Raw genomic sequence first — 14,635 nt, forward strand, 5'->3', positions numbered from 1 at the left:
CTTTTTAAGGTGTCACTTCCATAATAGACGCAATGGTTTCTTTATTATCAACTCCCAAACCTTCTTGCTGATGCTTTAATTCGCCTTGCGGATTGAATACAGAAATGATATTGGAATGTGAAAAATCTATGGGGGATATTTCTTTGTATTTAACCGATAACACATTGGCAAACTCACGAACACCACTTTCGGTACCTTGCAAAAAAGTCCAATGTGCGTCGTCCATAAAGTTTTCTTTGGCAAAGGCTTTTAGTTTTTCAGGCGTGTCGGTTTCTGGGTCAATGCTTACCATAATAAACTGCATGTTTTTTATCTTTTCGTCAGGAATTTGAGATTCAATGTTACGCATATCCGCAACCAATCGGGGACAAGCAGCTTTGCATGAGGTGTAAATCATCACCATTACCAAAGTCTTTCCTTTTAAATCTTTAAGCTGAAATGCTTCCCCTTCTTCGTTATGCCATGTAGACGTTAGATTGAAGATGGATTCTTCTGAAACACTATCATCCTCTCCTAATTTCGAGTTCTTTTCAACAAGCGCTAAGTCCATTTTACAAATAGGACAACTTCCCTTTCCATTATATGTTTTATCGCCTTCACATTGCATAGGGCACTGATATACTTCAGTAATATTCCCTTTTGATTTTTTATCTGAATTACAACTTTGAAATGCAACAAAAACTAGCAGAGCAACTATAGTATATTTTAATGTTTTCATTTTAAGTTATTTATATCTTTTACACAACGAAATCCTAAGTTTTTCATGGAATACTTGGCTTTTAAACTACCACGAATGGCATAACGCATGAAAGCGGCATAATTCATTAAATCGGTAGCATTCAAAGATGCGCTGCCACAAAAAAGACTACTGTCTTTGTCTACATCTTTCCTAGATTCTCCAGTTATTAAAATCGAATTGAAATCTAAAGTCCATTCCCAAACCAACCCATGTAAATCATAAACGCCCCAAACATTCTTCGGGTTCATCCCAATGGTATTTTCGTTAGAGCGCGGTGCTTCATACCAAGCTAAAATCTGTTCGTTATATGATGGTTTAACGCGAGCATCTTTGGTGGTTTCATCTGCCATAGCAACATATTCCCATTCGTCAACGGTTGGTAAGCGTTTGCCTTGACATTCACAATAATCTTTTGCAGCAAACCAAGACACATAGGTTACTGGACTATTGGGCTTTTCAGAATCTCTAAGTGCAAAATCGTTTTTCCAATTGGTTAAATAGCTCCCATCCACAAATAATTTGATGGCTTTCGATTTTTGCCACTTCGGATATTTCTTAACAAAAGCAACATATTCTGCATTTGTAACAGGATAGATATCCATTTCAAAATCCTTTACTTCAACAACGGTAGAATCTCTTCCGTACAATGGAATATAACGACTCCCTTTTATAGAAACCATGCCTTTAGACTGTGCAAAAACAAATGTTTGAAACACAAATAAAGCAAGCAATATTCTAAAGGCATGGTTCTTCATTTTATTTACTGTTTTTAACTTTGTCTACCATCGCTTTGGTGACTACTTTTTTGGAGTTGCCCCAACTATTATATACATAAGTTAATACATTGGCAATGTCATCGGATGATAACGATTGTCGTGTCATAACACTATTATATTTTTTACCGTTTACAGTGATTTCGCCTGTTAAACCTTTAAGTACAACGCCGATGGCTCTATCGACATCTGCATTTAAGTAATCGGATTTTGCCAATGGTGGAAAGGCATTAGGAACTCCTTGTCCTTCACCTTGGTGACAAGCAAAACAGGTTTGCATATAGGCTTGTTTCCCAAATTCCATTTGTTCTTCAAAAGATTTAGCAGGAATTTCAGAGGTTACAATTTCATCTGTAGTTGGCATGCTTTGGATGCCCGGTCCTTCAGGCAAATAAATATCGTCACGTATTTCTCCAGAGTATATTTTTTTATCTTCTTCTCCTTCTACTTTCAACATGCCTAAAGCACCTTTATTGAAAGCTCTAAAAATAGAGTGGTCAACGAGGATAAATGTGCCTGGTACATCTACACGAAATTCCACTATAGCGGCTCCTCCAGCAGGAATTAAAGTTGTTTGCACATTTTCATTAATTACATCACCTCCTTCTACATGGACTTTATCAAATATTTCCCCTATAACGTGAAAGGATGATACCAATCCTGGACCTCCGTTACCCACAAAAAGCCTAACCGTTTCCCCTACTTTGGCTGTTATGGCATTATCGCCAGTAAGTGCGCCAACTTTTCCATTAAAAACAACATAATCAGCTTTTTCATCAATAGCTTTTTGCATATCGAAAGGTTGCAACCCGCGTTCACCATTAGCACCTTTTGTATAAAAATCGCCTTGCATAATATAATATTCTTTATCTACTAGCGGTAAACCACCCTCCGGCTCCACTAAAATTAAACCATACATACCGTTAGCAATGTGCATGCCTACAGGTGCAGTAGCACAATGGTAAACATACAACCCGGGATTTAAGGTCTTGAATGAAAATACTTTTTCGTGTCCTGGAGCGACAAAAGAAGACTCCGCTCCACCACCTGGGCCAGTCACTGCATGTAAATCTATATTGTGGGGCAACTTGTTGTCTGGATGGTTCTGTAAATGGAACTCCACTTCATCACCTACTCGTGTTCTAATAAAACTACCAGGCACCGTACCTCCAAATGTCCAATATACATAGGTTACACCATCGGTCATTTCACCTTCTTTTTCAAGAATTTCCATTTTTACGATGAGTTTTTTTGCTTTTCTACTTCCAACTGGCGTTGGTACATGTGGCGGTGAGGTTAATTCTGCAAGCATTTCTCTGTTAACAGGAATGTCTGCTGCGTTATCGGAAACCGTTTCTTTGTTATCGAAACAAGATGTTAAAAATAGCATGCTGGCTATTGAAAACCCGAATAGGAAATTTGATTGTTTCATTTTTATCGTTTTCGTTTAGTATTAATAATTTAGATATCAACATATTTATAAATAAGACAATTTTATCCTATTTGTTTTAACAAAAATAATTAATAGTAAAGTTACTAAATATGATATTTGTCACTTTTAATAACTAAGAACATTAAAAATAAAACCTAACAAACGGCATCCAAGGATCGGCATAAATACTCTTCTCTTCATCATATAAAACATCATACCTAATACCGAAAGTAACGCTACCACTCCTATAACCTAAACCTAAAAATAATGCAGGTGACCAATAATTATCGTCTTGAAGATTATAAACAGCGTCATATTTCCTATTCACTCTAAGTTCTTCAAATTCAGTAGAAAGTTGCAATTCTGGAATAACATTTACCAAACCAATGACGCTTCCACCATAAATAGTCGACTTATAAAAACCTTTTCTGTTGTTAATGGTTCCATTCAATCCTAAACCCAAAGCAACAGTTTCATTAAATTCGTAAATGGCACTTGGGGCTAAAGTTCCACTAAAAAAACCATTTCCAAAACCCAATCCAATGCCACCGCCAAAACGCACATGACTCCAAAAATCATTGACCTGTTGGGATTGCACTAAATTATTAAAACCAAAAAAAAGGATAAAAATAAAGGTTGCTTTTTTGCGAATTACTATTTTTTTATTCATTGAATTGCAATTTTATAATAAATTAACGAAATCACTAACTTATTGATGAAAAGGAATCTAAAACTCTTATAAATATATTAAAAGAAACTTCTATTTTTAGCAAAAGTTGTATTTTTGACGAAATTTTGAAATCACTTTTCTGAAGTATTAATTATAATGGATAAATTTTCATTTTTAAACGCAGCACATACGGCATATTTTGCCGATTTATACGATCAATATTTACAAAATCCAGATTCTGTGGAACCAAGTTGGAGAGCCTTTTTTCAAGGTTACGACTTTGGTAGCGAGAGTTATGGTTTAACCGGTGAAATTGTTGAAGGTGTATCAACTCAAATTCCTGAAAAATTAGAAAAAGAATTTCAAGTTCTGAAACTAATAGATGGCTATAGAATGCGCGGACATTTGTTTACAAAAACAAATCCAGTTCGCGATAGAAGAAGCTATACCCCAACTTTAGAAATTGAAAACTTCGGACTTTCAGCAAATGATTTAGACACTATTTTTAATGCAGGAGAAGTATTAGGTGTTGGTGCTAAAACATTACGTGAAATTGTTAAGCATTTAGAGCGTATTTATTGTAGCTCTATAGGTGTGGAATATATGTATTTGCGTAATCCAGATGTTATCAAATGGTGGCAAGACAAACTTAATTTAAATGATAACCAGCCCAATTTTTCGGCAGAAAAGAAAAAATACATCCTTTCTAAATTAAACCAAGCCGTCACTTTTGAGAACTTTTTACAGACAAAATACGTTGGACAAAAACGTTTTTCTTTAGAAGGTGGTGAATCGTTAATTCCAGCCATTAGCAACACGCTATTTTACGCTGTTGAAAAATATCAAGTTAAAGAATGTGTTTTGGGAATGGCGCACCGCGGCCGTTTGAGCACGCTTATAAATATATTCAGAAAACCAGCTCATGAGCTTTTTAGCGAGTTTGATGGTAAAGATTTTGAAGATGCACATATAGATGGTGACGTAAAATACCATTTAGGGTTAACATTAGATAAAACCTATCAAAATGGTAAAAACATTAAGATGAATTTGGTACCAAATCCATCACACTTAGAAACCGTTGCATCTGTAGCAGAAGGTATTACAAGAGCAAAAATTGATAGTGATTATGATGGCGACAATTCTAAAATATTGCCGATTATAGTACATGGTGATGCTGCTATTGCAGGACAAGGTATTGTGTATGAAGTAGCTCAAATGAGTCAGCTCAATGGTTACAAAACAGGAGGAACCATACATATTGTGGTTAACAACCAAATTGGTTTTACGACCAATTATTTAGATGCCCGTTCAAGCACCTATTGTACTGATATTGCTAAGGTAACTTTGTCACCTGTGCTCCACGTAAATTCAGATGATGCTGAAGCTGTTGTACATGCTGTGGAATTGGCGTTAGACTATAGAATGCGCTATAAAAAAGATGTGTATATAGATTTATTAGGATATAGAAAATATGGCCATAATGAAGGTGATGAACCTCGATTTACGCAACCTAACTTATATAAAGCCATTGCAAAACATCCAGATCCTTTTGAAATATATTCTTCAAAATTAATTGCAGAAAACACCATTGACAAAGCTTATGTTCAAGCCATCAATGAAGAATTCAAGAATACTTTAGAAAGTGAATATACCAAATCGAAAGAATTAGACGCTTCAAAAGTTAGGGAATTCATGCAAGAACGTTGGCAAGGCTTTACCCGAAGTGGTTTAAATACTATGTTGGAAGGCGAGGATACCACCTACCCATCAGATAAATTAAAAAATATTGCTAAGGTAGTTTCAACGGTTCCTGAAGGTGTAAAATTTGTTAAAAAAGCAGAACGAATTCTAGAAGGAAGAGCCAGTATGGTTTTTGAAACCGATACCTTAGATTGGGGTATGGGAGAAACCTTAGCTTATGGTAGTTTGCTTGAAGAAGGTTTTAATGTGCGTATTTCAGGGCAAGATGTTGAACGTGGTACATTCAGCCACCGTCATGCTATTTTACGTGATGAAATATCTGAAGAACGTATCAACTTATTAAATACTAATCCGCAGAATAAAGGTAAAATGGATATTTATAATTCCCTTTTGTCTGAATATGCTGTTCTTGGTTTTGATTATGGTTATGCTATGGCAAATCCAAATACGTTAACCATTTGGGAAGCTCAGTTCGGTGATTTTAGTAATGGTGCTCAAATTATTTTCGACCAATATTTATCGGCCGCAGAAGACAAATGGAAAACCCAAAACGGTATTGTGGTCTTATTGCCTCATGGTTATGAAGGTCAAGGTTCAGAACATTCATCTGCAAGGATAGAACGTTATTTACAATTATGTGCTAACGATAATATGTTTGTGGCAAATTGTACAACTCCAGCAAATATTTACCATTTATTGCGTCGTCAAATGAAACGCGATTACAGAAAGCCTTTAATTGTTTTCACTCCAAAAAGTTTATTGAGACATCCTAAAGCGGTTTCCTCAATTAATGAATTGGCAAATGGCAGGTTTCAAGAAGTTATTGATGATGTTTTAGAACCTGAAAATGTGAAAAAATTAGTGTTCTGTACAGGTAAGTTTTACTATGACCTAGAAGCTCAGCGTGAAAAACTGGAAAGAAATGATGTAGCACTTGTAAGAATAGAGCAATTATTTCCATTACATCTAGATAAAATACAGAATGTTATTAATAAATATCCTCATGTTGAAAAATACATTTGGGCTCAAGAAGAACCTAGAAATATGGGATCATGGAGTTATATTGTAGAGCGTCTGACTTTAGTTAAGTTAGATGTGTTAGCAAGACCTTATAGCTCTGTGCCTGCCCCAGGATCTAGCACAAGAGACAAAAAAAGACAACAAGCGGTTATTAATGCTGTTTTTGATATAGTTTAAAAATATTATAATATAATTAAAATTATAAAGAATGATTTTAGAAATGAAAGTGCCCTCGCCGGGAGAATCCATTAAAGAAGTGGAAATAGCTACATGGCTTGTACAAGATGGAGATTATGTAGAAAAAGACCAAGCCATTGCCGAGGTAGATAGTGATAAAGCAACCCTTGAACTTCCTGCAGAAGCTAGTGGAATTATTACACTTAAGGCTGAAGAAGGTGACGCTGTGGCTGTTGGTGCCGTTGTATGCTTAATTGATACTAGTGCAGCAAAACCAGAAGGTGATGTGCCTAAAGTTGAAAAGAAAGAAGAGGCTCCAAAAGCTGAAACTCCAAAAGCTGAAGCCTCTAAACCAGTGACTGCAGAAACTAAAACATACGCAACAGGTTCTGCTAGTCCTGCTGCTAAGAAAATCCTAGCTGAAAAAGGCATCAGTGCATCTACCATTTCTGGAACAGGAAAAGATGGTAGAGTAACTAAAGAAGATGCTGTTAGCGCAGTACCTTCTATGGGAACTCCTACAGGCGGAAGCAGAGGTGCTAACAGAAGTAAAATGTCTATGTTACGCCGTAAAGTGGCAGAACGCTTGGTTGAAGCAAAAAATACAACAGCGATGTTAACTACTTTCAACGAAGTAGATATGTCTCCTATTTTTGCTTTACGCGATGAACACAAAGAAACATTTAAAACCAAACATAATGTTGGTTTGGGCTTTATGAGTTTCTTTACATTAGCTGTAGTTAGAGCTTTAAAAATGTATCCTGCTGTAAACTCAATGATTAGTGGCAATGAAATGGTAAGCTATGATTTTTGCGACATTAGTATTGCCGTTTCAGGACCAAAAGGATTGATGGTACCAGTGATACGAAATGCAGAAAATTTAAGTTTTAGAGGCGTAGAATCTGAAGTAAAACGTTTAGCATTACGTGCTAGAGATGGTCAAATTACCGTTGACGAAATGACAGGTGGCACTTTTACCATTACTAATGGTGGTGTATTTGGTAGTATGTTATCTACTCCAATTATCAATCCACCTCAGAGTGGTATTTTAGGGATGCACAACATTGTTGAAAGACCAGTTGCTATCAATGGCAAAGTTGAAATACGTCCTATTATGTACGTCGCTTTGTCTTACGACCATAGAATTATTGATGGCAAGGAAAGTGTTGGCTTTTTAGTGGCTGTTAAAGAAGCTCTAGAAAATCCCGTGGAATTATTAATGAATAATGATGTTAAAAAAGCTTTAGAACTTTAATAACACCTATTAGATAATTTAAAAATGGTCAGACTTTAAAGTCTGACCATTTTTTTTAGATTAAAATTTATAGTCTCGTGCAATTACATATCGCCACAAAAACGGACCTAAGTTATTTTGTGTTAGTTGCTTTAGTCAGTTTATTAATAAATTCCGCCATCAAAATATCAAATAAACTCCATAAAATGTGCTACTATAAAAATATTTTAACATCTAAAGCTTACTTATATCCGTAAATAAATTAAGTCTAATATAATAACATTAAAAAATTATGAGAAAAATTTCAATTCTACTAATTGCAATTATTGTAAGTTCTTGTGTTTCAAAAAAGAAATATGTAGCCTTAGAGCAAGAAAATGGGGAAATAAAAAGTGAACTACAAAAAACCAGAGTTGCTAAAGAAGATTTAGAAGCTAAATTTGATATCATCCAAGCTCGCGTTGATGAATATAATTCTAAAATTATGTCATTAAAAGAAGAAAGCGATTCTAAATATGAAGTTGTTGGAGACAATGCGGCAATTATGTCGAACGATTCCAAAAAAGTCATGCGAGAAACATTAACAAAAGTAGATGCCAATAAACTAAGCCAAGCTAGAACGCTTAAAGATTCCATGAATTTGGCTATTGCTTATAATTTAGGAAAAACAATAAGTGCCAGTAACATGAATGAAGATGAAGATATTGCGGTAGATATTAATGAAACGGTGGTTATGATTTCTATTGCCGATAATATGTTATTCAATACCGGGAGTTACCAATTGAGTTCTAAAGCAGATACAATTCTTCAAAAATTAGCGGATGTTATAAATTCTGAGCCTAGTTTAGAAGTTATGGTTGAAGGTCATACCGATTCTAGAACCATAAGTACTGCAAATATTTCAGACAATTGGGACTTGAGTGTTTTAAGAGCAACATCAGTAGTTAGAAAACTTCAAGAAAAATTTGCTGTAGCACCTGAAAAAATGATTGCTGCTGGAAGAAGTAGTTATCAACCACTTGTTGAGAATGACTCAAAAGAAAATATGGCTAGAAACAGAAGAACACGTATTGTTATTCTTCCCAACATTGATAAGTTTTTTGCTTTAATGGCTTCTAATAATTAATATAAATTATCATATAATATAACTGAAAGGCACCTTTTAAAAGGTGCCTTTTTAAATTTATGCCTTTTAAACAATTATCTTTCATCCATTCTTTATTACTTCAGCTAAGTTCTCTATTTTCGCAAAAAAATAGAACATATGATTTCAATAAACGAATATTTTGGCGGTAACGTTAAATCTTTAGGATACACGTCTTCAACAGGAAAATCCACAATTGGTGTTATGGAAGCTGGAGATTACGAATTTGGGACTTCTACCCATGAAACCATGATTGTTATAGAAGGTGAAATGACCGTTAAATTACCTAACAGTTCTGAATGGACAACCTATAAAGCTGGAGAATCATACCAAATTGATGCCAACAACAAGTTTCAGGTAAAAGTATCTGGACAAACGTCTTATTTATGTCAGTATAAATAAGTATATCAAATTAAGGTATAATAAAAAAGCATCTCTTTCGAGATGCTTTTTAACTTTAAACACTTAAATAAAAAATTAAGACCCACACATTAAGCAATCGTCGCCTTCAGCGGCTTTAGCTTGGGCAATTAAGGCTCTCATTTCTTCGGCAGACATGGGTTCTACTTCCGTATTTTGTTGGGCAAATTTAGTAGCTGCTTTAACCGCTAACTTTTTTTGTTGTGCTAAATGTGCTTCATCTATTACTTCTTCTACTTCGGCATTAGGCTCCAATTTTTGAGCTTTATCTAAAGTGAACTTAATAGCGTCTACAGCACTCTTAGTACGCAAATAGTACATACCTGTTTTTAAGCCACTTTTCCAAGCGTAAAAGTGCATAGACGTTAATTTCGCCATGGTAGCACCTTCTAAAAATAAATTAAGCGATTGTGATTGATCAATAAAATATCCTCTTTGGCGAGACATATCAATAATGTCTTTCATACTCAATTCCCAAACCGTTTTATACAATTCTTTAATATGTTGCGGAATGATGTCTACGTGTTGTACAGAACCATTGGCGCGCATGATTTCTTGTTTCAAACTATCATCCCAAAGACCTAATTCTACTAAATCTTCCAATAAATGTTTATTCACAACAATAAATTCACCAGATAACACACGACGCGTATAAATATTAGACGTGTAAGGCTCAAAACATTCATTATTTCCAAGAATTTGTGATGTTGAAGCTGTTGGCATTGGCGCTACTAATAATGAGTTACGCACACCGTGTTTCATGACTTGTTTACGTAATTTATCCCAATCCCAATTGCCGCTTAATTCTTCATCCTTCAAGCCCCACAAATTATGTTGGAATTCGCCTTTACTTATCGGAGATCCTTTAAAAGTTTGGTAAGGCCCATCTTCTTTGGCTTCTTCCATACTTGCCGTAACAGCAGCAAAATAAAGGGTCTCAAAAATATCTTGGTTTAACTTTTTGGCTTCGTCACTGGTAAAAGGCATACGTAATTGTATAAACGTATCTGCCAATCCTTGCACACCCAATCCTATGGGTCTATGACGCATATTGGAGTTTTCAGCTTCTTTTACTGGATAGTAATTTCTATCAATAACCCTGTTTAAATTTTTGGTAACACGTTTTGTAATACGGAAAAGTTCTTTATGGTCGAATTCACCACCTTTCACAAACATAGGTAACGCAATGGATGCCAAGTTACATACCGCCACCTCATCTGGAGAGGTATATTCCAAAATCTCTGTACATAAATTTGATGAACGGATGGTTCCCAAATTCTGTTGATTGGATTTACGGTTGGCAGCATCTTTATACAACATATAAGGCGTTCCTGTTTCAATTTGGGATTCTAATATTTTCTCCCAAAGTTCTCTCGCTTTAATGGTTTTACGCCCTTTACCTTCGGTTTCGTATTTTATGTACAAGGTTTCAAAAGCTTCACTATGTACTTCATCTAAACCTGGGCATTCGTTAGGACACATCAGGGTCCAATGTCCATCTTCTTGTACACGTTTCATAAACAAATCGGAAATCCACATCGCATAAAATAAATCACGGGCGCGCATTTCTTCTTTACCATGGTTTTTCTTCAACTCTAAAAACTGAAAAATATCGGCATGCCAAGTTTCAATATAAATGGCAAAACTTCCTTTACGTTTTCCGCCGCCTTGGTCTACATAACGAGCTGTATCGTTAAACACTTGCAACATAGGTACAATGCCGTTACTAGTGCCATTTGTGCCACCAATGTAACTTCCAGTAGCACGTATGTTATGAATTGCCAACCCAATACCACCGGCAGATTGTGATATTTTGGCTGTTTGTTTTAAAGTATCATATATACCATCAATACTATCTTCTTTCATGGTTAATAAGAAACAAGACGACATTTGTGGTTTTGGTGTGCCAGAATTGAATAATGTTGGTGTAGCGTGTGTAAAGTATTTTTTGGACATGAGCTCATACGTCTCAATAACCGATTCCATGTCATTTAAATGAATGCCAACAGCAACACGCATGAGCATGTGTTGTGGACGCTCGGCAATTTTCCCATTTAATTTTAGAAGATAGGACCGTTCTAAGGTTTTGAATCCGAAATAATCATACCCAAAATCACGATTGTAAATGATGGTAGAATCCAAAACATCTTTGTTAGCCATAATCACTTCATAAACATCATCAGCTAAAAGAGGTGCTTCTTTTCCTGTTCTTGGATTTATGTAGGTATATAAATCGTGCATCACGTCACTAAAAGTTTTTTTAGTGTTTTTATGTAAGTTAGAAACTGATATTCTTGCTGCAAGACGTGCATAATCTGGATGTGCGGTAGTCATAGTTGCAGCAATTTCTGCGGCAAGATTATCCAATTCGCTAGTAGTTACACCATCATACAAGCCTTCAATAACGCGCATGGCTACCTTTAATGGATCAACCAATTCATTTAATCCATAGCAAAGTTTTCTAACTCTTGCTGTGATTTTGTCGAACATCACTTGTTCTTTTCTTCCGTCTCTTTTTAATACATACATTGCTTTACACGTTTTTTAGTTTTCCTGATACACCTTCAGAAAATGGGTTAATTGGTCATTCCAAGTTTGGGCTCTAATGGTCAGTTAGATGAAACTTAGTTGGTTTTGGTTACTTTTATAAGGTTAAAATGAATTCTGAAATTCAGATTTTAAACTTACACTTAATAAAAACTTAATTAACTTTCCATTGTTAATGGAAATATCATTTTAATTGAATTCTCAAAAAATTGAACCTTTGAGAATTTAAAATTCAATTAAAAATCGGCGTCAAAGGTAAATTTGTCCTTATCTTCTTCTTTATTAAGAACACCTGCTTTTTGATATTCAGATACTCGTTTTTCGAAAAAGTTGGTTTTCCCTTGTAATGAAATCATATCCATAAAATCAAAAGGATTTGTAGCATTGTAAACTTTGTCACAACCAAATTCCCCTAATAATCTATCGGTTACAAACTCTAAATACTGCGTCATCAATTTGGCGTTCATACCTATCAAACTTACAGGAAGCGATTCGGTAATGAACATACGCTCAATATCTAAGGCGTTTGTTAATATTTCCGTAATACGTTCTTTTGAAACTTTATTTACTATGTGGTTATTATGTAGATGCACCGCAAAATCGCAATGCAACCCTTCATCTCTTGAAATCAATTCGTTTGAGAATGTTAAACCTGGTAACAATCCTCGTTTTTTAAGCCAGAAAATTGAGCAAAAACTACCTGAGAAAAAGATACCTTCTACAGCTGCAAACGCAATTAAACGCTCAGCAAAGCTTGGAGAATCTATCCATTTTAAAGCCCATTCTGCTTTTTCCTTAATGGCAGGAAACACTTCAATGGCTTTAAACAGTTCATCTTTCTCTTTGTCATCTTTTACATAGGTATCAATCAATAATGAATATACTTCTGAGTGAATATTTTCCATCATGATTTGAAAACCATAAAAGAATTTTGCCTCTGTATATTGCACTTCAGAGACAAAGTTCTCTGCTAGATTTTCGTTTACAATACCATCACTGGCTGCAAAAAATGCTAACACATGTTTGATAAAATAGCGCTCATCATCCGTTAATTTGGTGTTCCAATCTGAGAGGTCTTGGTGCAAATCAATTTCTTCCGCGGTCCAAATACTTGCTTCTTGCTTTTTATACCATTCCCAGATATCATGATGTTTGATTGGAAAAATAACGAAACGATCTTTGTTTTCTTGTAAAATGGGTTCAATAGCCTGCGACATTCTTTATGTGTTTTTTGTGAAAATTTAATCGAAAATTAGTTCCGACTTGGGATTAACAAAGATTCAAAAAAGAGCGTTAAAATGAAAGGCATAGTTATAAACATTGTCAACAAGTTTTTAACAAATCTAAGCGGCAACTTAAAAATTGACAATAATTACTTAAATTTTATATTACTGAAAATCAATTATTTAAAAAATAAAAAATTGCTTAGCTACTGTAAAATAACGATTCTTAATTTTAACAAATAAGATTAAAATATAAAACGTTAAAATATGTTTTTGAAGTTATATTTAAGTGTAAGTTTCGGCAATTTTTTCCAATTCCATATACCAATCTTCACCAAATTTTCTGATGAGTGCCTGTTTAACAAATTTGTAGACGGGTACTTGAAGTTCTTTTCCTAGCGTACAAGCATCGTCACATATTTCCCATTTATGATAATTTACCGCCGAGAATTCAGTGTAATCTGTGACCCGTATGGGGTATAAATGACAGGAAACTGGTTTTTTCCAAGTGATTTCTCCTTGATTGTAAGCCTCTTCAATAGCACAAAGCGCCACATTTTTATCATTATAGATAACATAAGCACAGTCGGCACCATCCAGTAAGGGGGTTTCAAAATCACCATCTTCCGTTGTTATAAAAGTACCTTGGGCTTCAATCGCATCAATACTTACCTGACGTAAAAATGGTTTCACTTTAGGATATATATCTTGTAAAATTTTAGTTTCTTCTTTTTCTAAAGGCGCACCTGCATCACCATCAACACAGCAAGCACCTTTACATGCCGATAAGTTGCACACAAAGTCCTTTTTTATAATGTCTTCTGAAACGATTGTTTTCCCTAATTGGAACATAATTACGTTAATATGAATGGACAAAAATAGATAAACTTTGAATTTATAAGCTGAATGTTTTATAATTATTATCGACCTTTGCCTTAAAATTTAAAACGAAGCCTTATGGAACTTGTTTTTAGGGAAATATTTACTGCATTTATGGTTTTATTTGCGGTAGTGGATATTGTTGGCAATATTCCTATTGTGATAGATTTACGAAAAAAAGTAGGCCACATAAATAGCAGAAAAGCGTCCATCATATCTGGAGTCATTATGGTTGCTTTTTTATTTCTCGGAAAAAGTATTTTAAATCTTATTGGCATCGACGTCAACTCTTTTGCAGTTGCAGGTTCTTTTATTTTGTTTTTTATTGCTTTAGAAATGATTTTAGGCATTACCCTCTATAAACAAGAAGAACACACTGCCGATACCGCTTCTGTATTTCCTTTGGCGTTTCCCTTAATTGCCGGACCCGGAACTTTAACAACCTTATTGTCTTTAAGGGCTGAATTTAAAACGGAAAACATTATTGTCGCCATTATTTTAAACGTTATTGTTATTTTTATAGTTTTAAAAACATCCAAATCCATTGAACGGTTTCTGGGTCAGAATGGCATCAACATTGTGAGGAAAGTGTTCGGAGTTGTTTTGTTGGCGATTGCCGTTAAACTATTTGCGCATAACGTTAAAGCTTTATTTGAAATCATATAAAAAATATCAT

The 14,635-nt window shown here is 34.8% G+C and carries 12 protein-coding genes; 5 read left to right on the forward strand and 7 right to left on the reverse strand.

Annotation, left to right across the window (positions count from 1 at the left end):
• Positions 1-4: 4 nt before the first annotated feature.
• From CDH50_RS02380 to CDH50_RS02395, 4 genes are all read right to left on the reverse strand, one after another.
• On the reverse strand, positions 5-718 hold the full coding sequence (locus CDH50_RS02380; RefSeq protein WP_232731938.1) for an SCO family protein: 714 nt from the start codon (positions 716-718) through the stop codon (positions 5-7).
• Positions 715-1,494, reverse strand: a complete 780-nt coding sequence (locus tag CDH50_RS02385; protein WP_100610279.1) for a formylglycine-generating enzyme family protein — start codon at positions 1,492-1,494, stop codon at positions 715-717. The genes CDH50_RS02380 and CDH50_RS02385 overlap by 4 nt, the downstream gene beginning before the upstream one ends.
• A gap of 1 nt (position 1,495) precedes the next feature.
• Positions 1,496-2,944 (reverse strand): copper-containing nitrite reductase, encoded by a 1,449-nt coding sequence (nirK, locus tag CDH50_RS02390; RefSeq protein ID WP_100610280.1) that lies wholly within the window; start codon positions 2,942-2,944, stop codon positions 1,496-1,498.
• 142 nt (positions 2,945-3,086) lie between these two features.
• A complete protein-coding gene (locus CDH50_RS02395; RefSeq protein ID WP_100610281.1) occupies positions 3,087-3,614 on the reverse strand; it encodes an alpha-ketoglutarate decarboxylase in 528 nt (175 codons plus the stop codon).
• A 156-nt stretch (positions 3,615-3,770) separates the two neighbouring features.
• On the opposite strand from CDH50_RS02395, the gene CDH50_RS02400 reads away from it, so the two are divergent.
• From CDH50_RS02400 to ppnP, 4 genes are all read left to right on the forward strand, one after another.
• Entirely contained in the window at positions 3,771-6,512 is a 2,742-nt protein-coding gene (locus tag CDH50_RS02400; RefSeq protein WP_100610282.1) for a 2-oxoglutarate dehydrogenase E1 component, read from the forward strand.
• Positions 6,513-6,543: 31 nt separating this feature from the next.
• Positions 6,544-7,767: a 2-oxoglutarate dehydrogenase complex dihydrolipoyllysine-residue succinyltransferase gene (gene odhB / locus CDH50_RS02405; RefSeq protein ID WP_100610283.1), complete on the forward strand. Its 1,224-nt coding sequence runs from the start codon at positions 6,544-6,546 to the stop codon at positions 7,765-7,767.
• Between the two features lie 271 nt (positions 7,768-8,038).
• Positions 8,039-8,872, forward strand: a complete 834-nt coding sequence (locus CDH50_RS02410) for an OmpA/MotB family protein (protein ID WP_100610284.1) — start codon at positions 8,039-8,041, stop codon at positions 8,870-8,872.
• Between the two features lie 138 nt (positions 8,873-9,010).
• Entirely contained in the window at positions 9,011-9,292 is a 282-nt protein-coding gene (gene ppnP, locus CDH50_RS02415) for a pyrimidine/purine nucleoside phosphorylase (RefSeq protein ID WP_100610285.1), read from the forward strand.
• A gap of 75 nt (positions 9,293-9,367) precedes the next feature.
• On the opposite strand, the gene CDH50_RS02420 is transcribed toward ppnP, so the two are convergent.
• From CDH50_RS02420 to CDH50_RS02430, 3 genes are all read right to left on the reverse strand, one after another.
• Positions 9,368-11,839: a ribonucleoside-diphosphate reductase subunit alpha gene (locus CDH50_RS02420; protein WP_100610286.1), complete on the reverse strand. Its 2,472-nt coding sequence runs from the start codon at positions 11,837-11,839 to the stop codon at positions 9,368-9,370.
• A gap of 254 nt (positions 11,840-12,093) precedes the next feature.
• Positions 12,094-13,074 carry a ribonucleotide-diphosphate reductase subunit beta gene (locus CDH50_RS02425; RefSeq protein WP_100610287.1) on the reverse strand — a complete coding sequence of 327 codons (981 nt, stop codon included), beginning with the start codon at positions 13,072-13,074 and terminating at the stop codon, positions 12,094-12,096.
• A 291-nt stretch (positions 13,075-13,365) separates the two neighbouring features.
• Positions 13,366-13,932: a DUF3109 family protein gene (locus CDH50_RS02430; RefSeq protein WP_100610288.1), complete on the reverse strand. Its 567-nt coding sequence runs from the start codon at positions 13,930-13,932 to the stop codon at positions 13,366-13,368.
• A gap of 105 nt (positions 13,933-14,037) precedes the next feature.
• Here CDH50_RS02430 and CDH50_RS02435 point away from each other — a divergent pair, with 105 nt between their 5' ends.
• On the forward strand, positions 14,038-14,625 hold the full coding sequence (locus CDH50_RS02435; protein WP_100610289.1) for a MarC family protein: 588 nt from the start codon (positions 14,038-14,040) through the stop codon (positions 14,623-14,625).
• The last annotated feature ends 10 nt before the right edge of the window (positions 14,626-14,635 follow it).

Source organism: Confluentibacter lentus (genome assembly GCF_002806995.1).
In the GTDB taxonomy this organism is placed as follows: Bacteria; Bacteroidota; Bacteroidia; order Flavobacteriales; family Flavobacteriaceae; genus Confluentibacter; species Confluentibacter lentus.